30 protein-coding genes and 1 pseudogene are annotated in these 24308 nt (G+C 67.2%); 28 read left to right on the top strand and 3 right to left on the bottom strand.

Going from position 1 to position 24308, the window contains the following annotated elements:
• Window position 1: 1 nt before the first annotated feature.
• The 12 genes from BW949_RS09875 to BW949_RS09820 all read left to right on the top strand — a co-directional run bounded on the left by BW949_RS09875 (window position 2) and on the right by BW949_RS09820 (window position 9419).
• Window positions 2-358: a hypothetical protein gene (locus tag BW949_RS09875; RefSeq protein ID WP_083947703.1), complete on the top strand. Its 357-nt coding sequence runs from the start codon at window positions 2-4 to the stop codon at window positions 356-358.
• Between the two features lie 98 nt (window positions 359-456).
• A complete protein-coding gene (locus BW949_RS09870; protein WP_076365933.1) occupies window positions 457-750 on the top strand; it encodes a hypothetical protein in 294 nt (97 codons plus the stop codon).
• Window positions 750-1268, top strand: a complete 519-nt coding sequence (locus tag BW949_RS09865) for a hypothetical protein (RefSeq protein WP_083947702.1) — start codon at window positions 750-752, stop codon at window positions 1266-1268. Before BW949_RS09870 ends, BW949_RS09865 begins: the two co-directional genes overlap by 1 nt.
• Window positions 1269-1369: 101 nt before the next feature.
• Window positions 1370-2227, top strand: a complete 858-nt coding sequence (locus BW949_RS09860) for an ATP-binding protein (RefSeq protein WP_076365628.1) — start codon at window positions 1370-1372, stop codon at window positions 2225-2227.
• Window positions 2228-2248: 21 nt separating this feature from the next.
• Complete coding sequence (locus BW949_RS09855; RefSeq protein ID WP_076365626.1) at window positions 2249-2998, top strand: hypothetical protein; 750 nt, start codon at window positions 2249-2251, stop codon at window positions 2996-2998.
• 82 nt (window positions 2999-3080) lie between these two features.
• Window positions 3081-3311: a hypothetical protein gene (locus BW949_RS09850; RefSeq protein ID WP_076365624.1), complete on the top strand. Its 231-nt coding sequence runs from the start codon at window positions 3081-3083 to the stop codon at window positions 3309-3311.
• Between the two features lie 140 nt (window positions 3312-3451).
• Complete coding sequence (locus tag BW949_RS16835; RefSeq protein WP_097031834.1) at window positions 3452-3679, top strand: DUF6511 domain-containing protein; 228 nt, start codon at window positions 3452-3454, stop codon at window positions 3677-3679.
• Window positions 3680-3689: 10 nt separating this feature from the next.
• On the top strand, window positions 3690-3899 hold the full coding sequence (locus BW949_RS09840; RefSeq protein WP_076365620.1) for a hypothetical protein: 210 nt from the start codon (window positions 3690-3692) through the stop codon (window positions 3897-3899).
• Window positions 3896-4789 carry a hypothetical protein gene (locus BW949_RS09835; protein ID WP_235816266.1) on the top strand — a complete coding sequence of 298 codons (894 nt, stop codon included), beginning with the start codon at window positions 3896-3898 and terminating at the stop codon, window positions 4787-4789. The genes BW949_RS09840 and BW949_RS09835 overlap by 4 nt, the downstream gene beginning before the upstream one ends.
• Window positions 4786-5535 carry a hypothetical protein gene (locus tag BW949_RS09830; RefSeq protein ID WP_076365618.1) on the top strand — a complete coding sequence of 250 codons (750 nt, stop codon included), beginning with the start codon at window positions 4786-4788 and terminating at the stop codon, window positions 5533-5535. Before BW949_RS09835 ends, BW949_RS09830 begins: the two co-directional genes overlap by 4 nt.
• Window positions 5532-6851, top strand: a complete 1320-nt coding sequence (locus BW949_RS09825; RefSeq protein WP_076365616.1) for an ATP-dependent DNA helicase — start codon at window positions 5532-5534, stop codon at window positions 6849-6851. The genes BW949_RS09830 and BW949_RS09825 overlap by 4 nt, the downstream gene beginning before the upstream one ends.
• Before the next feature lie 9 nt (window positions 6852-6860).
• Entirely contained in the window at window positions 6861-9419 is a 2559-nt protein-coding gene (locus tag BW949_RS09820; RefSeq protein WP_076365614.1) for a VapE domain-containing protein, read from the top strand.
• Between the two features lie 71 nt (window positions 9420-9490).
• Here BW949_RS09820 and BW949_RS16830 read toward each other — a convergent pair whose 3' ends face one another.
• Entirely contained in the window at window positions 9491-10534 is a 1044-nt protein-coding gene (locus BW949_RS16830; protein ID WP_143524438.1) for a glyoxalase superfamily protein, read from the bottom strand.
• A gap of 459 nt (window positions 10535-10993) precedes the next feature.
• Between BW949_RS16830 and BW949_RS09810 the strand changes: the two genes are divergently transcribed.
• The 7 genes and pseudogenes from BW949_RS09810 to BW949_RS09785 all read left to right on the top strand — a co-directional run bounded on the left by BW949_RS09810 (window position 10994) and on the right by BW949_RS09785 (window position 15272).
• Window positions 10994-11515 carry a crossover junction endodeoxyribonuclease RuvC gene (locus BW949_RS09810; RefSeq protein ID WP_076365610.1) on the top strand — a complete coding sequence of 174 codons (522 nt, stop codon included), beginning with the start codon at window positions 10994-10996 and terminating at the stop codon, window positions 11513-11515.
• Window positions 11512-11712, top strand: coding sequence for a hypothetical protein (locus BW949_RS09805; protein ID WP_076365607.1), 201 nt, complete (start codon window positions 11512-11514; stop codon window positions 11710-11712). Before BW949_RS09810 ends, BW949_RS09805 begins: the two co-directional genes overlap by 4 nt.
• Entirely contained in the window at window positions 11705-12130 is a 426-nt protein-coding gene (locus BW949_RS09800; RefSeq protein WP_076365605.1) for a DUF6362 family protein, read from the top strand. The genes BW949_RS09805 and BW949_RS09800 overlap by 8 nt, the downstream gene beginning before the upstream one ends.
• A 432-nt stretch (window positions 12131-12562) precedes the next feature.
• Window positions 12563-13939 (top strand): site-specific DNA-methyltransferase, encoded by a 1377-nt coding sequence (locus BW949_RS09795; RefSeq protein ID WP_076365603.1) that lies wholly within the window; start codon window positions 12563-12565, stop codon window positions 13937-13939.
• Window positions 13881-14447, top strand: a pseudogene (locus BW949_RS17350) (DNA cytosine methyltransferase); the annotation flags it as partial. The gene BW949_RS09795 and the pseudogene BW949_RS17350, both read left to right, overlap by 59 nt.
• A 286-nt stretch (window positions 14448-14733) precedes the next feature.
• A complete protein-coding gene (locus tag BW949_RS17345) occupies window positions 14734-15051 on the top strand; it encodes a hypothetical protein (protein WP_235816275.1) in 318 nt (105 codons plus the stop codon).
• Window positions 15048-15272 carry a DUF7220 family protein gene (locus tag BW949_RS09785; protein WP_076365599.1) on the top strand — a complete coding sequence of 75 codons (225 nt, stop codon included), beginning with the start codon at window positions 15048-15050 and terminating at the stop codon, window positions 15270-15272. The genes BW949_RS17345 and BW949_RS09785 overlap by 4 nt, the downstream gene beginning before the upstream one ends.
• Window positions 15273-15324: 52 nt before the next feature.
• Here the strand turns inward: BW949_RS09785 and BW949_RS09780 are convergent, their stop codons facing one another.
• On the bottom strand, window positions 15325-15897 hold the full coding sequence (locus tag BW949_RS09780) for a DUF3489 domain-containing protein (protein ID WP_076365597.1): 573 nt from the start codon (window positions 15895-15897) through the stop codon (window positions 15325-15327).
• Between the two features lie 90 nt (window positions 15898-15987).
• Window positions 15988-16212, bottom strand: coding sequence for a hypothetical protein (locus BW949_RS09775; protein WP_076365595.1), 225 nt, complete (start codon window positions 16210-16212; stop codon window positions 15988-15990).
• A gap of 111 nt (window positions 16213-16323) precedes the next feature.
• On the opposite strand from BW949_RS09775, the gene BW949_RS09770 reads away from it, so the two are divergent.
• The 9 genes from BW949_RS09770 (at window position 16324) to BW949_RS17040 (ending at window position 24292) form a co-directional block, all read left to right on the top strand.
• Window positions 16324-16884, top strand: coding sequence for a hypothetical protein (locus tag BW949_RS09770; RefSeq protein ID WP_076365593.1), 561 nt, complete (start codon window positions 16324-16326; stop codon window positions 16882-16884).
• On the top strand, window positions 16832-18838 hold the full coding sequence (locus BW949_RS09765) for a phage terminase large subunit family protein (protein WP_076365591.1): 2007 nt from the start codon (window positions 16832-16834) through the stop codon (window positions 18836-18838). Before BW949_RS09770 ends, BW949_RS09765 begins: the two co-directional genes overlap by 53 nt.
• Window positions 18829-19050, top strand: coding sequence for a phage head-tail joining protein (locus tag BW949_RS09760; RefSeq protein ID WP_235816265.1), 222 nt, complete (start codon window positions 18829-18831; stop codon window positions 19048-19050). The genes BW949_RS09765 and BW949_RS09760 overlap by 10 nt, the downstream gene beginning before the upstream one ends.
• Window positions 19050-20570, top strand: coding sequence for a phage portal protein (locus BW949_RS09755; protein WP_076365587.1), 1521 nt, complete (start codon window positions 19050-19052; stop codon window positions 20568-20570). The genes BW949_RS09760 and BW949_RS09755 overlap by 1 nt, the downstream gene beginning before the upstream one ends.
• 4 nt (window positions 20571-20574) lie before the next feature.
• Window positions 20575-22611 carry a prohead protease/major capsid protein fusion protein gene (locus BW949_RS09750; protein ID WP_076365585.1) on the top strand — a complete coding sequence of 679 codons (2037 nt, stop codon included), beginning with the start codon at window positions 20575-20577 and terminating at the stop codon, window positions 22609-22611.
• Between the two features lie 74 nt (window positions 22612-22685).
• The gene (locus tag BW949_RS09745; RefSeq protein ID WP_076365583.1) at window positions 22686-23021 is read left to right on the top strand and encodes a DUF2190 family protein; all 336 of its coding nucleotides are present in this window, start codon (window positions 22686-22688) and stop codon (window positions 23019-23021) included.
• The gene (locus BW949_RS09740) at window positions 23021-23332 is read left to right on the top strand and encodes a head-tail joining protein (protein WP_076365581.1); all 312 of its coding nucleotides are present in this window, start codon (window positions 23021-23023) and stop codon (window positions 23330-23332) included. The genes BW949_RS09745 and BW949_RS09740 overlap by 1 nt, the downstream gene beginning before the upstream one ends.
• Entirely contained in the window at window positions 23329-23958 is a 630-nt protein-coding gene (locus BW949_RS09735; protein ID WP_076365579.1) for a DUF6441 family protein, read from the top strand. Before BW949_RS09740 ends, BW949_RS09735 begins: the two co-directional genes overlap by 4 nt.
• A 190-nt stretch (window positions 23959-24148) precedes the next feature.
• Window positions 24149-24292 (top strand): hypothetical protein, encoded by a 144-nt coding sequence (locus BW949_RS17040; RefSeq protein ID WP_159440060.1) that lies wholly within the window; start codon window positions 24149-24151, stop codon window positions 24290-24292.
• Window positions 24293-24308 lie beyond the last annotated feature (16 nt).

The raw sequence follows: 24308 nt of genomic DNA, 5'->3' as shown, positions 1-24308 counted from the left end.
CATGGAGATGATCGTCATGCCGCTTACCGAATTCACGCCCGCAAAGGCCCGGCCGCTCACCGACATCGAGTTCTGCGCCTGGATCGGTCAGGCCATGCCGGGCGACCGGCTCGAGTATCATCGCGGGTTTCTCGGAATCGACACCACGGCGGTGATTTCCACCCTGCCGGAACCGGAACGCCGCAGGCTCGGAGCGCTGGCCAGTGCCGCCCACCGCGCCTTCGAGGCCGCGCTGGTGCATCTGGTGCAGGTCCGCGTCGGCCCCGACCGCTTCGCCTATCTGGCCATCGCGCGAACCAAACCGCGCCATGCGCCGATCCCGTTTTCCCAACTCATCGCGACAGAGGAGGCCGCCTGATGCGCGCCACGCTTGCCTGGATCGGGGATCGGCTTCCGCCCTCCCTCTACTTCCTTCTGGCCGGAAATTCGGCCCCATCCCTCAACGGAGACCACGATATGACCGAGACCAACGGCCCGCTTGCGCGCCTGCGCAAGGCTTTCCGCAGCCTTGAGGATCTGCCGGAGGTGATACCCGTCGCCTGGCGTCCCGGCGATGCCACCGATCCGCTGCCCGTCGAGACCGCGAGTGTCGACGATATCGCCATCGCGATCGTCGCCGCGAATGCCGAACTCTCGGCGGCCATCCAGCGATCCTCAGCGCTGGAAAAGCTCCACCGTCTGGCGCGTGAAGCCGGGGCTGTCGGCACGGACCGCGCCCTAGATGCGGCGCTGAAGCGGGAGGGGCGCTGATGGCCATGCCGTTCCCCAGCACCGACGCGCCGACCGAGGCCCGCCTCGACAACCTGCCAACGTTCGACGACCTCGACCAGCTGTCCATCGGCGAGATCGCCGACATGCCCGCTGCGCTGCTTCTTGCGCTGCAGGACGAAGCAGCGGCCGAGAGCGCCCGGGTCAAGCGCCTGAAGGACCGTTTCGAGGCGGCACTGGCGCAGCGTTATGGCGCCGCGACCGAGGCCGAGCGGTCTGGACAGGGCAAGACCTCCGGCACGGTCCGGATCGAGGATGCGGGCGTGGTGGTCATCGCCGATCTGCCGAAGAAGGTCACCTGGGATCAGGACCGGCTGGCCACCATGGCAACCCGGATCCGCGAGGCCGGCGACGATCCGACCCAGTATCTCGAGATCGCCTATCGCGTGCCGGAACGCCGCTTCGGGGCCTGGCCCGACGCCATGCGCGAAGGCTTCGCAGCCGCCCGGTCCGAGACCACCGGCAAACCCGTGTTCCGGCTCGAGACCCGAGACCGGTGACGCGCGGCGGCGGGACGCCCGAGCGGCAACGCCGGGCAGGTTCCCCTTCGGCACCCGGTCCCCCCCGCCGCCGCGCCCCTTGCAATCCTTCGGAGAACCCCATGGCCTTCCGCATCATCACCGCCGACGAACGCCTCTCGGCCGCCGAGAACAAGACCTCGCTCGCCATCTTCGGCCCACCGGGCGTGGGCAAGACCACGCTGCTGAAGTCTCTGCCTGCCGAGGAAACCGTCTGCCTCGACCTCGAGGCTGGCATGAAATCGGTGCAGGACTGGCGCGGCGCGTCGATCCCGGTGCGCAGCTTCACCGACTTCCGCGATCTGGCGGTGCTGATCGGCGGGCCGGACCCCGCGCAACATCCGCAGTCCTGGTACGGGACCGAACGGCACGCGTGGCTGCAGGCCCAGCATCGCGACAGCGGCATCGAGGCCTTCCTCGCCGCGCGCCGTATCGTCTTTGTCGACTCGATCACCGATCTGACCCGGCAGGCGATGGCCTATGCCCGCCAGCAGCCCGAGGCCTTCTCGGACCGGACCGGCAAGCCGGATGTCCGCGGCGCCTATGGGCTTCTGGGGCGTGAGGTGATCCAGGCGCTGAAGCACCTCCAGCATGCACGCGGCAAGACCGTGATCTTCGTCGGCGTGCTGGAAAAGGTGACCGACGACTTTGGCGCCGTCACCTGGCAGCCGCAGATGGAAGGCAGCAAGGCGGGGCGGGAATTGCCCGGCATCGTGGACCAGGTGGTTTCGATGCACCTCTTCGCCCGCGATGCCGAAGGCGGCTGGGTGCTGGACGAGACCGCCACCGACCGCCGCCTTGTCTGCAAGTCCGGCAATCCCTGGGGCCTTCCCGCCAAGGACCGTTCCGGCCGCCTCGACCTGACGGAACCGCCCGACCTCGGCGCGCTGCTCGCCCGGATCGACGGCCGCGCCCCCCACCAATCCGCTTTCGCCTCCTGATCCCTGAAAGGACATGATCCCATGAGCTACGATCTGAATGACGCCCAGCCGCAGATGGCCCCCATCGGCGAACTGATCCCGGATGGCACCTTCGCCAAGGTGCGGCTGACGATCCGCCCCGGCGGCGTGAATGGCGCGACGCCGATGGATGCGGGCCTGCTGAAGGCCTCGCAGTCCAGCGATGCGCGCATGCTCGACTGCGAATTCACGGTGGTCGAAGGCCCGCATGCCCGCCGCAAGTTCTGGCAGAGCTTCACCGTGGCAGGCGGAAAACTTGACGAGAAAGGCCAGTCCATCGGCTGGAAGATCTCGAAATCCACGTTTCGCGCCATGGTCGACAGCGCTCTCGGGCTCGATCCCCGCGACGAAACTCCGGCGACCAAGGCCAAGCGGGTGCTGCCCGGCCTCAAGCATCTCGACGGCCTCGTCTTTGCCGCCCGCATCATGGTGGAGCCCGCCTCGAACCCGCAGTATCGCGACCAGAACCGCATCGCCAACGTCGTTCTGCCCGACGAGCCGCAGCATGCCGCCGTCATGCGTGGTGAAACCGTCCCGCCGGAACCCGTCAACGCCCCGCCGCGCAAGGCCGCGAGCGTCGCGGCGCCGGGCTGGCAGGCGCCGCCTCCGGCATGGGGCGCGGCAGCGCAGCCCACTGCGACGGCCGCTCCGACCTGGGGCGCACAGACCGGACCCGCTGCACCGGCCACGCCCCAAACGCCGGCACCCGCAGCACCGGGCACCCCGGCGATGCCCGCGTGGCTCAATGGCTGAGGTGCGGCGAAAGCGGCGGTCAGGTGGTTCCGCAGGGTCGCCTGCCGCCGAGCCCGATGGGGCTGGGCCGGCAGACCGGCCCATGACCCCCGACGAATGGCAGGCGCATGTGACGCGCGCCGCCGCGCTGGAGATCGGAACATGGCTCGAGGCCCGAGGAAGACTGCACCAACCCATCGCAAGCCTCACCCTCGGCGACCTCGATGCCATGGCCAGCAACGCGATCTCGCGCTGGATCGTGATGCAGACCGAGAAGCTCCAGCGGGCGGGATGGCCGCCCGAAGACCCGATCGCGAATTTCTTGCTCGGGTAGCGCTCTGCGCCGTTTGCGCGCGGGAGGCTCGCGGCTTCGGCTACGTCCACCGCCTCCAGCATGATCGCTATCCCTATCACCGCTTCTGCTCGCTCCGCTGTCAGGACGTGGGCAGCGCAATCGCCCAAAGGATGAATGGCATGATCGACAAGACCGCCCGCGAGGCACAGGCGATCCGCGATGCGCGGGCGCTCTTTGCCGAAGCGCTGACCGACCTCGGGCTCATGGAGCCCTTCTTCCATCGCACCGCCGCCGATATCGACCGGCTGATCGAGGCGGCCGTCACCGGCTATGTGGACAGCATGCTGGCGCAGGGCGCGCGCAAGGAGCGGACCGGCACCGCCCATGACGATCCGATTCCGTTCTGAGAGGGCCGTCATGATCGATCTGAACAATGAGACCGCCCCCTGGAGCGACCTTCTTGCTGCCGCGACGGCGAACGCCATCACCGATTTCGAGGTCGAGTTCTGCGAGAGCCTGTGTCAGAAGCTGGAGACATTCGGCGCGCGCGCCCGGCTGACCGAGGCCCAGCATCACAAGCTGACCTGCATCGCGCAGGCTGGCGGGTTCTGGGAGCGCGACCAATGATCGACCTGAACCACGGCTCCGGCTGCCTCTATGGCCAGGACGCGCCGCGTCCGCCGATCGCTGCTGCTGTTTCGGCCGCTATCGATGCTGCCCTGACGGCGCGCAATCGCGCCGAGCGCCCCCGCACCTATGTCAGTTCCTCGGGGCTGGGGCGCGACTGCCTGCGCCAGATCCAGTTCGACTATCTCGCTGTCCCCAAGGACGAGGGCCAGGAGTTCGAACCGCGCATCCTGCGGATCTTCGAGGCTGGCCATCGGGCCGAAGACATTGTCGCGGGCTGGTTCCGGATCGCCGGATTCGATCTGCGCACCGAACGCCCCGATGGCCGGCAGTTCGGCTTCGAGGCCATGGCGGGCCGGTTCAAGGGGCATATCGACGGCTGCTTCGTCTCAGGCCCCGTGGCCATGGATTATCCCGCGCTTTGGGAGAACAAGGCGCTCGGCGCGTCGAGCTGGAAAGATGTGGTCAAGCGTGGCGTCAGCATCGCGCGCCCGGTCTACGCCGCCCAGATCGCGCTCTATCAGGCCTACATGGACCTGCCCAACCCGGCGCTCTTCACCGCGCTGAACCGCGACACGATGGAATTGCACACGGAACTGGTGCCATTCGATGCCCGCCTTGCGCAGAAGATGTCGGATCGCGCGGTCGCGGTCGTACAGGCATCAGAGGCTGGTGAATGGTTGCCCCGGGCGGCGACCGAACCCACGGCCGTCGTCTGCCGGGGTGGCATGACCGGTGGCAAGTGGCATGCGCCCTGCGCATGGGCGGAGCGGTGCTGGGGTGAGCGGCGTCCCGGAAACGGTGAGGCGGAGAAGGAAAGGCTCCAGTGGCGCGTTTCCCCGCCGAACGGGGAGCGTTTCAGCCGCGAACGGGCGGAGCCCAGGCGATGATCCCGGACGCCTATGATCTCAAGCGAATCGTCCGCGCCCATCGCGCGCGCTTCTGGCTGCCGGACCTGCTCGAAGGGTTCGAGTTCGCACCGGTCTGGCGCTTCGCCGATCAGGCGCAGTTCGATTCCGACGACGTCGATGCGCTGGCCCGCCGCCTGGCGGCCGGTCCGCAACGGTTGCCGCACCCCGAGACGATTTTTGAGTTGGCCGACCGCAGTCGGACCGTCCGCAGCCAGATCGTCTATGCCCGGCAGCGCGACGATGGCATCGAGGCGGTCTGGCTCGCCCTGTGGCGCAACCCCAGACGCTGGACCGATATCCATGCCCATGTCCGGATCGCGGATGGCGGCATCGCGGAATTCGCCATCAATCCTGCGCTCCGCGATGCAGGGCTGGCGGAACAAAGCGGTCAGGCGGCCGCAGCCATCGTCTGGCGCGGGCTCGCGATCATCGCATCGGCAGCGAGCATCAGCGAACGCCAGATCGCCCCGGTCAGGCGCGAACCCTTCGCGCGGGATGGCGTGCGCGGCTGGACCTGGCATCAGGTCACCATCGATCCGGCCCGGCTTCGCACCGCATCCGAGCGGCTCGGTGGCAGTCATGCCAGCCCGCGCTGGCATCTGCGCCGGGGGCATTGGCGCCAGTTGCCCGATGGCCGGCGCATCTTCGTGCGCCAATGCGAAGTGGGCGATCCCGCGCGCGGCGGGGTGGTCAAGGACTATGCGGTGGAGGCGCGGAAGACATGACGGAATTTACCCCATCGGTGGCGCAGGCCGCCGCCATCGCCGAGGTCCGCGACTGGTTCGAGAACCGCACCGAACAGCAACAGGTGTTCCGGCTCTTTGGCTATGCCGGATCGGGCAAGAGCACGGTGCTGAAGTTCGCGCTCGATGAGCTCGGCTTGTCGCCCCACCGCGGCGCGAAGGACGGCACCTGTGTGCCGGGTGTGGTTACCGCCACCTTCACCGGAAAGGCGGCGCTGGTGCTGACCCGCAAAGGCACGCCTGCGCGCACCATCCACAGCCTGATCTATTCTGTGATCGAGGCCACGGAAGCGGAGATCGAGGCCGCAGCGCAGAAGGTCCGCGAGGCCGAGACCGCCGCACGGCGCCTCACCGGCTTTGATCGCACAACGGCCGAGGCCGCGATCGAGGCCATGCGGCAGGCGCTCTCGGCGATGAAGCATCCCCGTTTCGCCCTGAACCCGCAGAGCGATGCAGCGGATGCAAGGTTGATCGTCCTCGACGAGGTGTCGATGGTGGGAGAGGAAATGGCGCGCGATCTGATGAGTTTTGGCAAGCCGATCCTTGTGCTGGGCGATCCGGGTCAGTTGCCACCCATCAAGGGCGAAGGCGCCTTCACCCGGGACGCCCCCGACGTGATGCTGATCGAGATCCACCGCCAGGCAGCCGAAAGCGCGATCATCCGTTTGGCCACCATGGCGCGAATGGGCGAGCCCATCGGTTTTGGCACTTACGACACCCACGTCGCCAAGATGCGCAAGGGCGACATCTCTCCGGAACAGGCATTGCGCGGCGGGCAGCTGATCTGCGGGCTGAACGCGACACGGTTGCAAATCAACAATGCGATGCGCGCGGCGGCTGGCCTTCGCGGGACGTATCTGCCCACTGGCGCGGCTGAAAAGATCATCTGCCTGAAGAACGACAATTCGCTCGGGCTTATCAACGGCATGTTCCTGACCCTCGAGGATATCGTCGACGAGGGCAGCCTCTATTTCTCGGCCGTTGTGCATGACGAGGACGGGCGCCGGGTCTCCCCCTTCGACAGCGACGGCCGCCCCGGGCGGCTGCGCATCTACAAGGGGCATTTCGAGGATCACATCGCTTACGACGCCAAGCGCCATGACCGCGACTGGCGCGAAAAACGCAAGCTGACCGAGGCGACTTTCGGCTGGGCGATCACCGCCCACAAGGCGCAAGGGTCGCAGTGGGAGAATGTGATCGTCTGGGATGACGGGCTGGGACGCAGCGAGATCGACCGCCGCCGCTGGCTCTATACCGCCATCACCCGCGCTGAGCGCGGGCTCGTCCTTCTGGCCTGAGGGGGCGCGATGATCGATCTCAACGATGTCGGCACGCCGAAAGCACGCCACGATCTGGCGGCCGTAAAGGACCGGCTGGCGGCGACCGCAGTCGACTGGCTCCCCGGCATCTTTCCCGAGGCGCGGCTTGCGCGCGACCGTCGTAGCCTGCGCTGTGCCGACCTGTCCGGCCGCCCGCCGCGCAAGGATGGGTCGTGCACCATCCATCTCGACGGGCCATATGCCGGCTGGGGGTTCGATTATGCCACCGGCGAAAGCGCCGGGCCCATCGATCTGATCGCGCAGGCAACCGGGCTCTGCGATGGCGCGCTCTTCGACGAAGCGGCGCGGATCGCCGGGATGGATCATCCCGCGCCCCGAAACGCGCCACGCGCGAAGCCCGATCATACCGGCGAGATTGCCCGGCTGATCGACGGCGCGCAGCCGCTCTCTGGCACGCCCGGCGAAACCTACCTCCGCATCCGCGGCGTTGCCGATTCGGGATGCCCGGATCTGCTGTTCCACCCCGACCTGCCGGATTTCGACACGCGACGCGGTTGGCCGGGGTTGATCGCACTGCCACGCCTGGCGGATGGCACCCGCACGCAGGGTATTCACCGGACCTTCCTGCTCGACGACGGCAGCGCCAAGGCGCCTGCCGGGAAGAAGATGCTGGGATCGGTAGCGGATGCGGCCGTGCGCCTGTTCGCCATGCCTGCGGACGGCCACCTCGGCATCGCTGAAGGCATCGAGACGTCATTGGCAGCACATACCCTGTTCGGCACCGCCGTCTGGGCGGCGCTCTCTGCCGATGGTCTCGCGCGGTTTCAGTGGCCGGCGGGCACGATACGTGTCACCATCTACGCCGATGCTGGCGACGCAGGTCGTCAGGCCGCTGCGACCCTGTCGGATCGGCTGAACCGGGCCAACATTCCGAACGAGATCGTGGTCCCGCTGCATGGCGATGATTTCAACGACGATCTGATGCGCGGAGCGCGTGCGGCCGACTATCGCCCGAATATTTCGGTTGACGAGCCGGTTGGACCTGAGACCATGACGACCGTGGCGGCTTCGGCGCCTGGCGATCCGGACGCGCTGCTTGCCGCCGCCGAGGCACTGACCAACCCGCCCGAACTCGCCGCGCTCTCCAGCCTTCTCGGCCGTCTTGCGCTGGCTCGGCTCGATCCGCTGCCCGAACGCCAGATCCTCGCCCGGATCAAGACCGCGACCGGCATCTCCATGTCGATCCTCGACAAGCAGTTGACGGAACTGCGCCGCCGCGTACATGCGACGGGCGATCCGCAGGGCAGGATCGCGCGTCCCGCCTGGTTTGGGCGGCTGTGTCAGGATCTGTCCGGCACGCCCGAGCGCAACGAGGCCAATGTGATCATCGCCCTGTCCTCGGATCCGGTCTTTGCCGGGCTCCTGGCCTTCGACGAATTCGCGCAATCCATCGTGGTTCGTCAGCCGCTGCCATGGGATGACCCGGCCCTCCGATTTCCGCGACCATGGGATGATGCCGACGATGTGCGCACCGCCGAATGGCTGCAGTTGCGCGGGCTGAACGTCGCCCCGATGGTCGTCAGCCGGGGTGTCGGCGCGGTGGCCCGCGACCTGCGCACTCACCCAGTCCGCGACTGGCTCGACACCCTGAAATGGGACGGCACGCCCCGGATCGAGACCTGGACCAGCACCTATCTCGGTGCAGCGCCGACAGCCTTCCATCACACCATCGGCGCGCTTTGGCTGATCTCTGCCGTGGCCCGGATCTACCGACCGGGCGTGAAGGCTGATCATATGTTGATCCTCGAAGGCCCGCAGGGCGCGCGCAAATCGACGGCAATCAAGGTGCTGGCGGGCGAGGACTGGTTCACCGACGAGCTGCCCGAGCTTGGGTCCAAGGATGCTGCCATTCACATGCAGGGCGTCTGGATCGTGGAAATTGCCGAGCTCGACGCCATCGGTCGGGCCGAGGTCTCGCGCATCAAGGCGTTCCTGACCCGCACCACCGACCGCTTCCGACCGCCCTATGGCCGTTACACCGTCGAGGTGCCGCGCCAATGCGTCTTCGCGGGAACCGTCAACCCCGACACCTATCTGCGCGACGAAACCGGCAATCGCCGCTTCTGGCCGCTACGCTGTGGCAGCATCGACATCGCCGCAATCGCCCGTGACCGGGACCAGATCTGGGCCGAAGCCGTCCACCGTTTCCGCGACGGCGCAATCTGGTGGATCGACGATCCGGCGATCTTGGCCGAAGCCGCCGCCGCGCAGGAAGCACGCTATCAGGCGGATGCTTGGGACGCGCGGATCGACCGCTGGCTGACGCACGACACCCGCAGCGTCAATCGCGGCCACGCGGGCTGGGATGATTGGCAGGATGAAGAGTTCGAACGTCCCGAGCCGATCCACGACGTGTCGGTGGGCGAAATCCTCGAAGGCGCGCTCGGCATCGAGCCCGCGAAATGGACCAAGGGCGACCAGATGCGCGTGGGGGCCTGGCTGAAATCCAGAGACTGGGAGAAATATCGACGCCGGTCAGACAAGGCGCGCGAATGGCGCTACAGGAAGCCGGTAGCGAACGACTGACCGCAAATCAGATGGCATGGTGTGGGCGGCCAGTTTCGGCCGCCCCGTTTTTAGGCATCGTCCTGACACCCTCAGCGATAGATGCGGAGGCTCTCGATTAGCCCGAGCGGATCGGTGCTGCGCGCAATTTCAATCGTCAGCCCACCACGTCCCTTCACAACGTCGTGCCTGACGTTCGTGATATTGGTTGTAGCATCGACGAAGTATTCCCGGGTCTGGAAACGCTTCTTTTCCTTGGAATGCCAAAGGCAGGTCAGTTCGTCCTGGTCGACATACTTCGCCTGCTTGATGTCCGCGATGAAGGGCTCGTAGAACGCATCAGGATGAGTGTCGAAGCCCAGTCGCTCGAGCCAGATCAGGATTGCGGCAAATGATGCCGGTCGCAGGCCCGTGAAGCCGTAAACCGATGTATCCCGCACTTTCGGGCGCCTGAACCGCGAGACCGCTGCGATCCCCGAGATTTTCAGCAGGTTCTCCGATCCCATGTCGAAGATCATACCACCAAGACTTGCGTCGAGCGTATCAAGCCACCCTTCGACCGAAACGGTTGCAATAACCTCGTCCTTCAGAAGAGCATTGGTTTGGGCACGCGTCTTGGCTGAGGCTTGCGTGTCGCGCGCTCGCTCGAGCCCGTGCCAGAGTGCTTGAAGGACACGTTGCTCCACATGGTTCGTTGGCAGGGCTGGCGACTTTGCGGTCTCTGAAGGTGTGCCAGACGGGATTGGCATCGCAGGAGCATTCCCATTTGGATTGCCCGTGAGAGAAGTGTCGCTGGTTGGCACGCCGATCAGCGAGTTCAGCCGCCCCCAACTCTGTTCGCCATGGACGCGGGCGATGAGTTCCAGGGCTTGGCTGTGTCCGATCATGAGATCCGGAGCGAGAGCCGATCTCAGGCGCTTCGCCTGGGCCTTGGCAATGTCGGAGGTGGCCGGAAGGCCGGTGAGTTGTTCATTCATGGCAAAACCTCTGCCTGAGGGTCGTCGAAGTCGAGGGCTCGGTCCATTGCCGCCACGAAGACCCTTGGGAAAGGTTGCCTTGTCGCGATTTTCGATGCGCATGTTCTTCATGGGGAAACCCCGGACCGGAACGGCCATGCGCAGCACGTCGTTTAACATGGGCGTTGGCGATGCCTCGCACAAGGGGGTGATCGTGCCGAGTTGTCGAAGGTCGTCGCAACAACCGCCTCTGGCGGCCGTCTTCACGTTTCGGGATGGCCCTACCTCATTCTCTGACCCTACCTGACGGCTAGGTAGGGTCAGAGAAAACCCAAAAATTTCAATCGTGTCCCTACTGGCCCTACTTGGTGCACCGACTTCCTTCCCTTTGCTATATGCATGTATGTCCCTAGCCGGTTTCGTCCCTCCTTATGCGTCGTAGGGAAAAAGGTTGGGACGAGTAGGACCAGTAGGGACAGCTTTGAAATCAAACGACGATTTGTGGCCCTACCTTGATCAGAAGTAGGACCAGGTTGGGTCACCCGTCGGCAGGGCGCGTTTTCCTTGACCCGGCGCGCCTGACATGATTCCCTGCTTTTGACCAAAGCCGAAGGCCCACAATTCAGGTGAGCCTTCAAAATGACGCCGACCATCCAGACTGCGGACCTGCACCTCGAACCGGGGTGCAATTCTGCGTCCTGCATCCTTGCCCTCGACCTCGGGACGACAACAGGTTGGGCTTTGCGCAGCCATGACGGCCTGATCACGTCCGGCACGACATCCTTTCGCCCCGGACGTTTCGACGGCGGCGGCATGCGGTATCTTCGGTTCACCAACTGGCTGACCGAGATCGACCGGCTATCAGGCCCCATCGCCGCGATCTGGTTCGAGGAAGTCCGCCGCCATGTCGGCACGGACGCAGCCCATGTCTATGGCGGGCTGATGGCCACCCTCACGGCATGGGCTGAACTCCGCGGCATCCCCTATGAGGGCGTTCCGGTTGGCACCATCAAGCGCCATGCCACCGGGAAGGGCAACGCCGACAAGGTAGCGATGATTGCGGCCGCGCGGGCGCGCGGGTTCAGCCCCACCGATGACAACGAGGCGGATGCCATCGCCATCCTGCATTGGGCAATCGAAACGAACGGGGGTGTCGCGTGAGGTGGTATCCCCGAGGCTATGGTGGCACCCGCCGTGATCCAGATCGCGTCAAGCAGGAAGGCTGGCACGAGCATGGTCTGCTGGCCGTCTCCATCGATGACCCGCGTCTCACCTGGCCGGAGCAGGAACTGGTCCGCCAACTGGGTGAAAAACTCTACGGCCCGCGTGTCGAGCCAAGGGAGATCGCCCATGGCTGAGTGGACCCCTGCCATTGTCGAAGCGCGCCTTGAGAGCGCTGCCGATGTTTTCCGGTCGCTGCCCGAGGTGAAGCCACAGGGCTACTTCAACGCTTGGCCTGAGTATTTCCACAGCTTCGCCGATCAGGTCGGTCAGGAACCCCGGATGCGACGGCCGAAGCCCGGCCCGCGCGACATCACCCAAGCCGACGATGCGCTGCTGTGGTTGCGCTGGCTCGACCCGGCCGACGCGCGCCTTGTGTGGCTCCGGGCGAACCGCAAGCCATGGAAGCCGATCTGCTGGGAGTTGGGCATCAGCCGCGCCACCGCCAACCGCCGATGGCAGTATGGCATCGCGGTCATCGTCTGGCGGCTGAACGGCAAGCGAGTGCCGTCGAAGCGATCTATGGATTTCGTGGTGGCGAAGGTGACGCACTGAACCTGTCAATAGCCGTCGCGTGGGCGAGACACTTTCAAGCGAGACACCAGACGCCAAGACAGATCGCGTCCAGGACGCTACAGATTCAATATGCTCGGGAGAGGAGCGCGCAGGCAGAGGCCGCGTCGCTGGCTTCCGGGGTCCAGCGAGGGGACCAGTGAGGGTCCGAACTGCCAAGCCTTTGATATCTTGGTTCCTTCCTGGGCGTTTTCGTATGCTGGCGGGCGAAGCGCGGGACATCGCCAGCGACAGGGCCGGATTTTTGGGAAGCCACCCGGAAGCCGGAGCCACCCACGCCCCGCGCAAACACCAATGAACGCTGGCCTTCCGACCGGACACCGCTGGTGGCCGCTGGACCCCGTATGGAGTCCAGCCCGGCATCCGGAGTCCGGAAGCCACCGGCATCCACCCGACCGAGGAACTTTGCCCACCATGACGCTGAGCTTCGCCCCGGACGCGATCGAGATGTGGCCGCTGGGCAAGCTCCAGCCCTACGCGAAGAACGCGAAGGCGCACGGGCCGGACCAGGTTGCGAAGATCGCCGCCAGCATGGCCGAGTTCGGCTGGACCGTGCCCTGCCTCGTAGCCGAAGATGGCGAGCTGATCGCGGGCCATGGCCGGGTGCTGGCCGCAACGCAGCTCGGGCTGACCGAAGCGCCGGTGATCGTGCTTGGACACCTGACCGAGGCGCAGCGCCGGGCATATCGCATTGCGGACAACAAGCTGACCGAACTCGGCACCTGGGACGAGGCGCTGCTGTCGGCGGAACTGAACGACCTGCTGGCCGAGGATTTCGACCTGTCGCTGGTCGGGTTCTCCGACGGCGAACTCGACAAGCTGCTGGCTTTCGTACCGGAGGGGGACGGTGAAGAAGGTGGCGCTGGAGGCTCCGTGCCGCCGGTGACCATCCCCGAACCGCCGCGTAACCCGGCCTCGCGCACCGGCGATCTGTGGATCCTCGGCGAACATCGATTGCTCTGTGGCGACAGCACCAGCGCTGCTGACGTGCGCCGCCTGATGAATGGCGAGCGGGCGATCCTGTTCGCCACCGATCCGCCGTACCTCGTCGACTACGACGGCTCGAACCACCCGACGCGGAACAAGGATTGGTCCGCGTCCTACGGCACGACCTGGGACGACAGCTCGCAGGGCGCGGAACTATACGACGGTTTCATCGCCGCCGCCGTGGCCGAGGCCATTACCGAGGACGCCGCCTGGTACTGCTGGCACGCCTCCCGCCGCCAGGCGATGCTCGAGGCCTGCTGGGAGAAAGCGGGTGCCTTCGTCCATCAGCAGATCATCTGGGTGAAGGACCGCGGGGTTCTGACCCGCTCCCATTACCTCTGGAAACACGAGCCCTGCTTCATGGGCTGGCGCCGCCCGAACCGCCCGCCTAAGGTGGCCGAGCAGACGCTGCCCTCGACCTGGGAGATGGCGTCCTTCGCGAAGGACGAGCGCCCGGATCATCCGACGCCGAAGCCCCTCGATGCCTTCGGTATCCCGATGCGCCAGCACGTCGCCCGCGGTGGGCTCTGCTATGAGCCGTTCTCCGGCTCCGGTTCGCAGATCATGGCGGGCGAGGCCAACGGCCGCCGCGTCTTCGCGATGGAAATCAGCCCCGCCTATGTCGATGTCGCCTTGGAACGGTGGCAGGCCGAGACCGGCCGCGACGCGATCCTCGATGGCGATGGACGGACCTTCGCGCAGGTGAGGACCGAGCGGCTCGGCGACGACGCCGACGCCCCGGCCGATGCCCCGGCAACGGACGCCGCCCCCGAACCCGCGCGAAAGCGCAAGACCGCCGCGTGACATGCATGACCTGGCTTTACCTTCCTCCGGACGCGCTTCCGGGGCCGGAGACGCATGCCTTTTCGGTCTCTCCCTCTGCTCTGGCGCGGGCGGTCTCGACCTCGGGCTCGCCATCGCCATCCCCGGATATCGTGCTGTGGGCCATGTCGAACGGGAAACCTACGCCGCAGCCACTCTCGTGGCGCGGATGGAAGACGCGTCCCTGGATCAGGCTGTTGTCTGGGACGACGTTGCTACCTTCGACGGCCGCCCATGGCGCGGCACGGTGGACATCGTCACTGCGGGCTATCCGTGCCAGCCGTTCTCCGTCGCGGGCAAGCGCCGGGGCGCGGACGACCCGCGCCACCTCTGGCCGCATGTCGCCCGTATCATCGGCGAATGCGAGCCGCCCTTCGTGTTCCTCGAGAACGTCGCCAATCATCTCCGTCTCGGATTCCCCGAGGTCGCCAGCGGACTGGTCGGCATGGGCTACCGCCTTGCGGCAGGCCTCTTCACGGCGGCGGAAGTCGGCGCGCCGCACAAGCGCGAGCGGCTCTTCATCCTCGCCCACCGCGAAGGAGACGAGCTGGCCGACCCCGCGCGCCTGCTCTGGCACCCGGTCGAGTGGCGGCAACCGGACGGAGCTGTTGCGGCTCTGGCCGACGCCTCGGGCCAGCGCCAACGAGAACCGGCAGACGAAGCCGACGCCATCGCAGGAAGCAGGCCAGCACGGGATGAACCTCGCGACCACAGCCGCGATGTGGCCGACGCCGATGGCGAACGACGGCTGCAAGCCGAGCGCGGGGAACCGGCGGTTGGCCGACCTGACCCATTCGGCGGGGATGTGGATGACGCCGACGGCGCGGGATCACAAGGATGGCGCGACAACACTGGCGAACACGCCGGTGAACGGCCTGCTTGGCCGCCAGGTCCTGGTGACGCCGATGGCTGGGAGCGATACCTGCGATGCGCGCCGGACCTTGAACCCGCTGTTCGTAGAGGCGCTGATGGGCTGGCCCACCGGGTGGACCGGCTTCGGCTCTGTGGCAACGGAGTGGTCCCACTGGTTGCAGCGCATGCGCTCAGAACTCTGGCGGCTGAACTGCTGGCCGATGGATGAGGTGACGACATGAAGCAATCGCGCGCCATGTCGCTGGTCGAGTCCGTCGCCAACGTGATCGTCGGCTACGGCGTTGCGGTCGTCACGCAGATCCTGATCTTCCCGATTTTCGGGCTGCACACGACGCTGGCGCAGAACCTGAAGATGGGCGCCATCTTCACCATCGTGTCGATCGCCCGTTCCTTCGCCCTGCGCCGGGTGTTCGAGGCCATCCGGATGCGGAGCGCAAAATGATCGACCGCCGCCCCGGCGGGACGGCGGCCATCGACTTGTCGGGTTCCTCGCGTCAGGCGGCAGGGAGTTTGTACACGCGCCCCCGATCCTCGACTTTCTCGGAGGTCACTTCGAGCCCGAGCTTCTTTTTCAGCGCCCCGGCCATCGCGCCGCGCACCGTGTGCGACTGCCAGCCCGTCGCGGCCATGATCTCCTCGATGGTCGCGCCGTCCGGCGCGCGCAGCATGGCGATCAGCGTGGCCTGTTTCGTGCCCTCGCGCGGTGTGCGCGTCTTGGGCGCGGACTCGGTTTCGGTGGGGGTGTCCGGCGCGGGCTGCTCGGTCGGCGCATCCGTCGCGCCCACAGGCGCGGTGCTCGCGTCGTCGGGCTCGATGCCGATGGCGGCGAGGCCTGCGTCGGTAGCGACCAGCGTGACGCCGTGGCCGTCGCCGGTTTCGCGCCAGACGGGCTCGCCCTTGCGCAGGTCGGCGTCGACCTCCTCGAGGAAGCCCTTGGCGAGCATCGCGCCGACCACCTTGGCGGCGGCGCCACCCCGCAGGCTCTCGGGCAGCGGCAGGGCGATGTGCTCGGGCCGCTGGGCGGCGGCGCTCAGGATCAGGGCTTGGGTATCGGAAAGCTTGGTCATCGTCGTCTCCCGTATCGGGGCGCGCGGGATGCGGGCCCTTCTACGAGGTCGAGCCCGCCAGTCGGCGGGCGGGACCGGGAGCGGGTCGTCTCACTCGGCGTGTTCGCCTTCGCTGAAGGCCATGTCGGTGATCTCGCGCAGCTTGGCGCGGTAGTGGTTCAGGGTGCCGACATGGCCCCAGTTGATCTCGTCGGGGCTGGTCTCGAAGTGGTCGGCGCTGAGGGCGGCGAGCCGCTCCAGCATCGCGTCGATCTCCGTCTTCGCGGCGATGAAGGCGTCGAGGGCTTTCGTGTTGTCGGTCGCGCGGCTGGTCATCGTGGTGGCTCCGTGGTGAGTTGCATCGTCTTCGTGGGATCACGTTCCCTCTGTCCGCGAGGCTTATCAACTCGATAAGCACATGATCTTGAATGATAATCGGAGCTGTCGATGCAGGGCATGAGCGAGCGCCAGTACGCCGCCCATGTCGGGCTGTCGCGCGGCGCGATCCAGAAGGCGAAGACGGCCGAGCGGCTGGTCCTCTATCCCGACGGCAGCATCAACGCGGCCGCCAGCGACGCGCGGCGGGCGGAAACGACGGACCCGTCCAAGACCCGCAAGCCGCCCGCGCCGAAGCTGAAGCCCGTCCCCGAGGCGGCGGTGGCCGCTGTCGGAGACACGCTCCGCGAACAGGGGCTGGCAGTCCCCGCCGTCGGCGGCGGCACGACCTTCCTGCAGGCGAAGACCGCGAATGAGGTGCTGAAGGCGCAGGAGCGGCGCATCCGTCTGCAGAAGCTGAAGGGGGAGTTGATCGAGCGGGCCCGCGCGCTGGCGCTGGTGTTCCGGCTGGCGCGGGAGGAACGGGACGCATGGGTGAACTGGCCCGCGCGCGCGGCGGCGCTGATGGCGGCCGATCTGGGCGTAGAGCCAGCCGCGATGCAGAAGGTGCTGGAGAAACATGTACGCGCCCACCTCGACGAACTCGCCGAGGTCCGGCCCGACTTCCGGTGACGATGATGGCCTGACGGACTTCGACGGCGCGGGCGAAATCCTGCGCGCCTGGGGCACCGGATTGCGGCCCGACGCGGACCTGACCGTCTCGGAATGGGCGGACCGGCACCGGATGCTTTCGGGCCGGGCCTCGGCCGAGCCCGGGCGGTACCGCACGGTGCGCACGCCCTACATGCGCGAGATCATGGACCGGCTGTCGCCGGGCGATCCCACGCAGAGGGTCGTGTTCATGAAGGCCGCACAGGTCGGGGCGACCGAGGCGGGCAACAACTGGATCGGGTTCGCCATCCACCAGGCGCCGGGCCCGATGCTGGCGGTCCAGCCGACCGTGGAACTGGCGAAACGCAACTCGCGCCAGCGGATCGACCCGCTGATCGACGAAAGCCCCGAGCTTCGCGAACGGGTTAAGCCCGCGCGATCCCGCGACGCGGGCAACACGATGCTGTCGAAGGAATTCGCGGGCGGCATCCTGATCATGACCGGGGCCAATTCGGCGGTCGGGCTGCGGTCCACCCCGGCGCGGTACATCTTCCTCGACGAGGTCGACGCCTATCCGGCGTCCGCCGACGAGGAAGGCGATCCGGTCACGCTGGCCGAGGCCCGGTCGCTGACCTTCGCCCATCGGCGCAAAATCTTCCTGGTCTCGACGCCGACGATCCGTGGCCTGAGCCGGATCGAGCGGGAGTTCGAGGCCAGCGACCAGCGCCGATACTTCGTGCCGTGCCCGCATTGCGGGGCGATGCAGTGGCTGAAGTTCGACCGGCTGCGCTGGCAGAAGGGCAAGCCGGAAACGGCGGAATATCACTGCGAGGGCTGCGACGCGGCAATCGCGGAGCACCACAAGACGGCGATGCTGGAGGGAGGCGAATGGCGGGCGACCGCCACGGCCGCCGATCCGACCACGGTCGGGTATCACCTCTCGGCGCTCTATTCGCCGATCGGCTGGCTAAGCTGGGAGCGGATCGTGCGGGCATGGGACGCGGCTCAGGGGTCGGACGAGGCGATCAAGGCGTTCCGAAACACGATCCTCGGCGAGACATGGGTCGAGACCGGGGAAGCCCCCGACTGGCAGCGGCTCTACGACCGGCGCGAGCGCTGGACAGCCGGCACGGTGCCTGCGGGCGGGCTGTTTCTGACGGCCGGGGCGGACGTGCAGAAGGATCGGATCGAGATCGATGTCTGGGCCTGGGGCCGTGGGCTGGAAAGCTGGCTCGTCGATCACGTCGTGATCGAGGGCGGGCCGGACCGGCACGACGCGTGGTCGGAACTGACGGCCTTGCTGGACAGGTCCTGGCCACATGAACGCGGCGCACATCTGCGTATCGCGCGGCTTGCCATCGACACGGGCTACGAGGCTCCGGCGGTCTATTCCTGGTCGCGGGTTCAAGGCTTCGCGCAGGTGTCGCCGGTGAAGGGCGTCGAGGGGTTCAACCGCTCGAGCCCGGTGTCGGGGCCGACCTTCGTCGATGCGACTGAGGGCGGCAAGCGCCTGCGGCGCGGGGCGCGGCTCTGGACCGTGGCGGTCTCGACCTTCAAGGCCGAAACCTATCGTTTCCTGCGGCTGACGCGCCCGACCGAGGAGGACATCGCCGACGGGGCCGCGTTCCCGCCCGGCTCGGTGCATCTGCCGCACTGGGTCGAGAACGAATGGCTGAAGCAGGTCGTCGGCGAACAGCTCGTGACGGTGCGCACCAAGCGCGGCTTCGCCCGGCTGGAATGGCAGAAACTCCGCGAACGCAACGAGGCGTTGGATTGCCGGGTCTATGCCCGCGCCGCCGCCTGGATCGCGGGCGCGGACCGCTGGTCTGAGGAGAAATGGCGCGATCTTGAGGATCAGCTCGGGTCCGCGCCTTACGGTGACACCGATCCCGCCGGTCAAATTCACCGGCCCGGACAGGCCCCACAGGGCAAGCGCCGCTCCGACTGGCTTGGACGGCGGGAAGGATGGTTTTGAACATGACCGACTGGACGGAAACCGAGCTCTCGGCGCTGCGCCGGGCCTATGCCAGCGGCACGACCCGGGTCAGCTATGACGGCAAATCCGTGGACTACGGCTCGGCCGAGGATTTGCTCGCCCGCATCCGGACCATCGAGCGCGCCATCGCGGGGGCCACTCGGCCGCTACCGGTGGCCGGGCTTGCGGGCTTCTCGCGCGGGGACCGGTGATGTCGGCCAACTGGTTTGACAGGGCCATTGCAACCGTCGCGCCTCGGGCCGCCGCGAGGCGCGTGCTGGCCCGTAAGGCCTTCGAGACCCTCACACGGGGCTATGACGGGGCCGCGCGCGGGAGGCGGACGGAGGGCTGGCGGGCACCGGGATCCTCCGCCGATACCGAGATCGGCGTCGCGGGAGCGCTCTTGCGCGACCGGATGCGCGATCTGGTGCGAAACAACCCGCATGCGGCCAAGGCCGTGGCGGTGCTGGTGAACAACATCATCGGCGCAGGCATCATGCCGCGCGCCGCCAGCGGCGACGACAAGCTCGACCGGAAGGTCGATGCGCTGTTCGAACGCTGGACAGCCGACTGCGATGCCGACGGTCAGCTCGACTTCTACGGTCTGCAGACGCTGATCTGCCGCGAGATGGTCGAGGCGGGCGAAGTCCTGGTGCGCCGCCGCCTGCGGCGTGCGAGCGACGGTCTTCCGGTGCCGCTGCAATTGCAGGTGCTGGAGGCCGACTTCCTCGACGCCACGAAATCCGGCGTCCTCGGCGCGGGACGCCTCGTGCAGGGGATCGAGTTCGACCCGGTCGGCAAACGCCGGGCCTACTGGCTGCATGCCGAGCACCCCGGCGATGCCTGGGGCGCGCTGAACGGCGCACTTGGATCGCGCCCGGTCCCAGCGACCGAGGTCGCCCATGTCTATGAGAAGCAGCGCACGCAGGCACGCGGCGTTCCCTGGGGCGCGCCGGTGATCCGGTCGTTGCGCGACCTCGACGATTACGAGGTTGCCGAACTGGTCCGCAAGAAGACCGAGGCCTGCGTCACCGCCATCGTCTTCGGCGACGACGAGGCGCAGCAGGGCATCGCGCCCTCGGTGGTCGATGCCGACGGCAACCGGGTGGAGCAGTTCGAGCCGGGGCTGATCGCCTATGCCCGCGGCGGCAAGGACATCCGCTTCAACCAGCCCTCCGCTACCGGTGGCTACGGCGAATACAAGCGCGCCAGCCTGCACACGATCTCGGCGGGCTTCCGGGTGCCCTACGAGTTGCTGACCGGGGACCTGTCCCAGGTCAACTATTCCTCGATCCGGGCCGGGCTCGTGGAGTTCCGCCGCCAGATCGACGCCGTCCAATGGCAACTCTTCATCCCGATGTTCTGTGCGCCGGTCTGGCGTTGGTTTACGGAAGCCGCATGGGCTGCGGGCCAGATCCCCACGCCGGATGTGCCGGTCGAATGGCAGCCGCCGAAATTCGAAGCGGTCGATCCGCAGAAGGACGCGATGGCAGACCTGCTGGCGATCCGCTCGGGCACCATGACGCTGGCGCAGGCCATCGCCCGGCAGGGTCGCAACCCCGATGCCGTGCTGGCGGAAATCGCCGCGACCAACGCCAAGCTCGACGAACTCGGCCTCGTGCTCGACAGCGACCCGCGCCGCGTCACCAAAACCGGCAGCGCGCAGGCGGGCGACCAGACAGCCCCCGCCGATCCGGAAACCACACCGGCTCAGGCCGACCAACAGGACTGACTCCATGGACACGATGATCGAACTGCCGGCCTTGCGCCGGTCGGCGGAGCTTGCGCCGAATAGCGTCGACAATGACGCGCGCACCGTCGAGGTGATCTGGTCGGCAGGCGCGCGCGTCCGTCGCGCCAGCTTCTTCGGTGAACCCTATGACGAGGAACTGAGCCTCGATCCCGCCCATGTGCGGCTCGACCGGCTGAACGCGGGCGCGCCATTCCTGAAGGTGCACGAGATTGACACGCTCGACGCCGTCATCGGCTCGGTCGTGCCCGGCTCAGTGCGGATCGAGAACGGTCGCGGCATCGCGCAGGTGCGCATCAGCGAGCGCGCCGACGTCGAGCCGATCTGGCGCGACATTCAGGCCGGGCACATCCGGGCCGTCTCGATCGGCTACCAGGTCCACCGCTTCGACATCTCCAAGCCCGATGGCGGGCGCGAGCTTTGGCGGGCGGTCGACTGGACCCCGTTCGAGATCTCGGCTGTGCCGGTCGGCGCCGATCCCGCCGCGGGCTTCCGCGCCAAGGGCGAACATCACGACTGCGTCCTCCATCGCCGGGACGCCGAAACCAGCGAAGGAGCATCCCCGATGACCGACAAGACGACCCCGGCCGCCCCGGCCGACGACACCCCCGACACGGCAGCGACCGAGGAGATCACCATGCCCGACGACAAGACCGGCGCGGCCGAGGCGCAGACGCGCGCGGCTGAGACGCGCAGCCAGCCCAAGGCCCCCAAGCCCGAGGCCCCCGACACCGAGGCCATCGCGACCCGCGCCCGCGAGGCCGAGCGCGACCGCGTCTCCACCATCTATGATCTGGCCGGGCGGCTGAACCTCGAGCGCAGCTTCGCCGAGGAACTGGTGAAACGCGGCGTCAGCGTCGACGAGTCGCGCCGCCTGATCCTCGATCAGGTCGCAGCGAAATCCGACGAGACCCGGACCTTCCCGCATGTCTCGGTCCCTCTTGGCGGCCGGGATGAACGCATCACCCGTCGCGATGCCGTGGCGAACGCGCTCCTTCACCGCTACAGCCCGACGCTGTTCCCGCTGGAGGACGCAGCCCGCCAGTATCGCGGCATGACGCTTCTGGAACTGGCGCGCGAAAGCCTCGGCAACTCCGGGGTGAACACCCGCGGCCTGTCGCGCGATGAGGTGGCGACGCGCGCGCTGCATTCGACCTCGGACTTCCCCGAGATCCTCTCGGCCGTCACCAACAAGACGCTCCGCCAAGCCTATGACGCCTATCCGCGCACCTTCTCGCTTTTCTGCCGCCAGGTGCTGGCGACCGACTTCAAGGCGATGCACCGGGTCCAGCTCGGCGAAGCGCCGCAGCTTCTGGAAGTGGGCGAAAGCGGCGAGTTCAAGCGCGGCACCCTTGGGGAGTCGAAGGAGAGCTACAAGGTCAAGACCTATGGTCGGGTGGTCGCGATCACCCGCCAGACGCTGATCAACGACGATCTCGACGCCTTCACCCGGATTCCGGCGATGTACGGCAACTCCATCGCGCAGCTGGAGTCGGACGTGGTCTGGGGCATCATCACCGCCAACCCGGCGATGGCCGACGGCAACGCGCTGTTCCATGCCACGCACAAGAACCTCGCGGGCACCGGCGCGGCGCTCGATGTCAGCAGTGTGGGGGCAGCCCGCGCCGCGATGGCCAAGCAGACCGGCCTCGACAAGAAGACGGTGCTCAACGTCCGCCCGGCCTTCCTGATCGTGCCCGCCTCGCTGGAACTGAAGGCCGAGCAGCTGGTCGCCCAGAACCTGGTCCCCGCCGCGACGTCCAGCGTGGTGCCGCAGTCGATCCGGACGCTCGCGCCGATCAGCGAGCCCCGGCTCGACGCCGCCAGCGAGACCGCCTGGTATCTGGCCGCCAGCCCGAACCAGATCGACACCATCGAGTACGCCTATCTCGAGGGTCAGCAGGGCGCCTACATCGAGACGCGCAACGGCTTCGACGTCGACGGCGTCGAGATCAAGTGTCGCCTCGACTTCGGCGCCAAGGCCATCGACTGGCGGGGTCTCTACAAGAACCCGGGCGCGTAAGGCGCGCTTCCTGAACCCTGGCACACGGGCGGTCCAATCGGGCCGCCCTTCGTCTTTCCACGAGGATCACCCCCATGAAAAACTTCGTCCAGCCCGGCAACACCATCACCCTGACCGCGCCCTACGCCGTCGCCTCCGGCGATGGCCTGCTCGTCGGCTCCACCTTCGGCATCGCTGTTGGCACCGCCGCCCTCGGCGAAAACGTCGAGACCGCGCTCACCGGCGTCTTCGACATCACCAAGATCGGTTCGCAAGCCTGGACCGCGGGTGGCAGGATCTACTGGGACGACACCAACAAGCGCACCACCAACGTGGCGACCTCGAACACGCTGATCGGTGTCGCCACCGAGGCAGTCGCGGGTGGCGCTGGTGATACCATCGGCCGGGTGCGGTTGAACGGCGCGTTCTGATGAGCGCCTTCGCCGCCGCCGTGGGTGCGCTCTTCGCCGATCCGAACATCGGCCGGGACGCGGTCTACACACCCGAGGGCGGCGCGCCCGTTCTGGTGCGCGTCGTCGCCCGGCGTGCGGATGCCATCACCGACTTCGGCGATGCGCGGCTCTGGTCCGAGGCCACCCGGATCGACCTGCGCGTGGCCGAGGTGCCAGCCCCGCGCCCCGGCGACCGCATCGAGATTGAGGGCGACGCCTTCCTGATACAGGGCGAGCCCGTCCGTGATCGCGAGCGGCTGGTCTGGACTGTCGATCTGAGGCCTGCGTGAAACTGAAACTCGCCATCGATCCCGACATCGTCGCCCTGATGGCGGCCGAGGTCGCGGCGGGGGAACGCGCTGTCACGGCGGCAATGCGCGAGGCCGGGACCGGGCTTAAGACCGCCTGGCGGTTGCAGATCACCGGCGCGGGGCTCGGGCCCCGGCTCGCCAATTCGATCCGGAGCCAGAACTTCCCGAGTTCGGGCGAGAGCCTAGACGCCGCGGCGCTGGTCTGGTCGCAAGCGCCGGTCATCGTCGGTGCCCACGACACCGGCCCGCTGATCCGCTCGAAAAACGGGTTCTGGCTGGCGATCCCGCTGCCCGCCGCGGGCAAATCCCTGCGCGGCGGCCGGATCACCCCCGGCGAATGGGAACGACGCCGCGGATTGAGGCTACGGTTCGTCTATCGCCGGACGGGCCCGAGCCTGCTGGTGGCGGAGGGGCGGCTGAACACGAAGGGCCAGGCGGTCGTATCACGCTCCAAGACCGGGCGCGGTAAGGTGAGCGCGCCGATCTTCCTGCTGGTGCCGCAGGTCAAGTTGCCGAAGCGGCTAGACCTGGCGCGCGATGCGGACCGGGCGCTGGACAGCGTGCCGGGGCTGATCGTGGCGAACTGGGTGGAGGGGCGGCTGTAAAGGCTTGGTGTCAAAGGCTTGCCCAGAGAGCGAGAGCGATTGCTGCGAAGCTGGCAATCAACAGCGGAATGGTCGCGCGCCACGATCGCGTCACTCTCTCTCTGGATGGCGCGGTCTTGCCATGTGCAATTATCTCACGACCGGACGGCGTCAGAGAATAGCATCCGGCATGTGGGACACGGAGGAGCCCTTGGTCGACGAGCCGTTCGGCAAGTGCCACGACTTGTGGGGCGCCGCCGTCGAGATTGAGAACACCGGCTTCTGCCGACTCGACGCACTCGAGGAGTGCGATCCACGCGGCGGGCGTCTTGCTCCTGTTCGACGTGGCAATTGAAGTGGGCCCGTTCATG

It is taken from the genome of Phaeovulum vinaykumarii (genome assembly GCF_900156695.1).
Classification (GTDB): Bacteria; Pseudomonadota; Alphaproteobacteria; order Rhodobacterales; family Rhodobacteraceae; genus Bieblia_A; species Bieblia_A vinaykumarii.
The sequence above is the reverse complement of the archived record's forward strand: the minus strand, read 5'-3'. Positions and strand labels throughout refer to the sequence as shown.

What these genes read in the sequence shown, in the direction of transcription:
- BW949_RS09875 (WP_083947703.1), top strand. Translation starts at nt 2, where the DNA reads ATGGAGATGATCGTCATGCCGCTTACCGAATTCACGCCCGCAAAGGCC.
- BW949_RS09870 (WP_076365933.1), top strand. Translation starts at nt 457, where the DNA reads ATGACCGAGACCAACGGCCCGCTTGCGCGCCTGCGCAAGGCTTTCCGC.
- BW949_RS09865 (WP_083947702.1), top strand. Translation starts at nt 750, where the DNA reads ATGGCCATGCCGTTCCCCAGCACCGACGCGCCGACCGAGGCCCGCCTC.
- BW949_RS09860 (WP_076365628.1), top strand. Translation starts at nt 1,370, where the DNA reads ATGGCCTTCCGCATCATCACCGCCGACGAACGCCTCTCGGCCGCCGAG.
- BW949_RS09855 (WP_076365626.1), top strand. Translation starts at nt 2,249, where the DNA reads ATGAGCTACGATCTGAATGACGCCCAGCCGCAGATGGCCCCCATCGGC.
- BW949_RS09850 (WP_076365624.1), top strand. Translation starts at nt 3,081, where the DNA reads ATGACCCCCGACGAATGGCAGGCGCATGTGACGCGCGCCGCCGCGCTG.
- BW949_RS16835 (WP_097031834.1), top strand. Translation starts at nt 3,452, where the DNA reads ATGATCGACAAGACCGCCCGCGAGGCACAGGCGATCCGCGATGCGCGG.
- BW949_RS09840 (WP_076365620.1), top strand. Translation starts at nt 3,690, where the DNA reads ATGATCGATCTGAACAATGAGACCGCCCCCTGGAGCGACCTTCTTGCT.
- BW949_RS09835 (WP_235816266.1), top strand. Translation starts at nt 3,896, where the DNA reads ATGATCGACCTGAACCACGGCTCCGGCTGCCTCTATGGCCAGGACGCG.
- BW949_RS09830 (WP_076365618.1), top strand. Translation starts at nt 4,786, where the DNA reads ATGATCCCGGACGCCTATGATCTCAAGCGAATCGTCCGCGCCCATCGC.
- BW949_RS09825 (WP_076365616.1), top strand. Translation starts at nt 5,532, where the DNA reads ATGACGGAATTTACCCCATCGGTGGCGCAGGCCGCCGCCATCGCCGAG.
- BW949_RS09820 (WP_076365614.1), top strand. Translation starts at nt 6,861, where the DNA reads ATGATCGATCTCAACGATGTCGGCACGCCGAAAGCACGCCACGATCTG.
- BW949_RS16830 (WP_143524438.1), bottom strand. Translation starts at nt 10,534, where the DNA reads ATGTTAAACGACGTGCTGCGCATGGCCGTTCCGGTCCGGGGTTTCCCC.
- BW949_RS09810 (WP_076365610.1), top strand. Translation starts at nt 10,994, where the DNA reads ATGACGCCGACCATCCAGACTGCGGACCTGCACCTCGAACCGGGGTGC.
- BW949_RS09800 (WP_076365605.1), top strand. Translation starts at nt 11,705, where the DNA reads ATGGCTGAGTGGACCCCTGCCATTGTCGAAGCGCGCCTTGAGAGCGCT.
- BW949_RS09795 (WP_076365603.1), top strand. Translation starts at nt 12,563, where the DNA reads ATGACGCTGAGCTTCGCCCCGGACGCGATCGAGATGTGGCCGCTGGGC.
- BW949_RS09785 (WP_076365599.1), top strand. Translation starts at nt 15,048, where the DNA reads ATGAAGCAATCGCGCGCCATGTCGCTGGTCGAGTCCGTCGCCAACGTG.
- BW949_RS09780 (WP_076365597.1), bottom strand. Translation starts at nt 15,897, where the DNA reads ATGACCAAGCTTTCCGATACCCAAGCCCTGATCCTGAGCGCCGCCGCC.
- BW949_RS09775 (WP_076365595.1), bottom strand. Translation starts at nt 16,212, where the DNA reads ATGACCAGCCGCGCGACCGACAACACGAAAGCCCTCGACGCCTTCATC.
- BW949_RS09770 (WP_076365593.1), top strand. Translation starts at nt 16,324, where the DNA reads ATGCAGGGCATGAGCGAGCGCCAGTACGCCGCCCATGTCGGGCTGTCG.
- BW949_RS09765 (WP_076365591.1), top strand. Translation starts at nt 16,832, where the DNA reads ATGTACGCGCCCACCTCGACGAACTCGCCGAGGTCCGGCCCGACTTCC.
- BW949_RS09760 (WP_235816265.1), top strand. Translation starts at nt 18,829, where the DNA reads ATGGTTTTGAACATGACCGACTGGACGGAAACCGAGCTCTCGGCGCTG.
- BW949_RS09755 (WP_076365587.1), top strand. Translation starts at nt 19,050, where the DNA reads ATGTCGGCCAACTGGTTTGACAGGGCCATTGCAACCGTCGCGCCTCGG.
- BW949_RS09750 (WP_076365585.1), top strand. Translation starts at nt 20,575, where the DNA reads ATGGACACGATGATCGAACTGCCGGCCTTGCGCCGGTCGGCGGAGCTT.
- BW949_RS09745 (WP_076365583.1), top strand. Translation starts at nt 22,686, where the DNA reads ATGAAAAACTTCGTCCAGCCCGGCAACACCATCACCCTGACCGCGCCC.
- BW949_RS09740 (WP_076365581.1), top strand. Translation starts at nt 23,021, where the DNA reads ATGAGCGCCTTCGCCGCCGCCGTGGGTGCGCTCTTCGCCGATCCGAAC.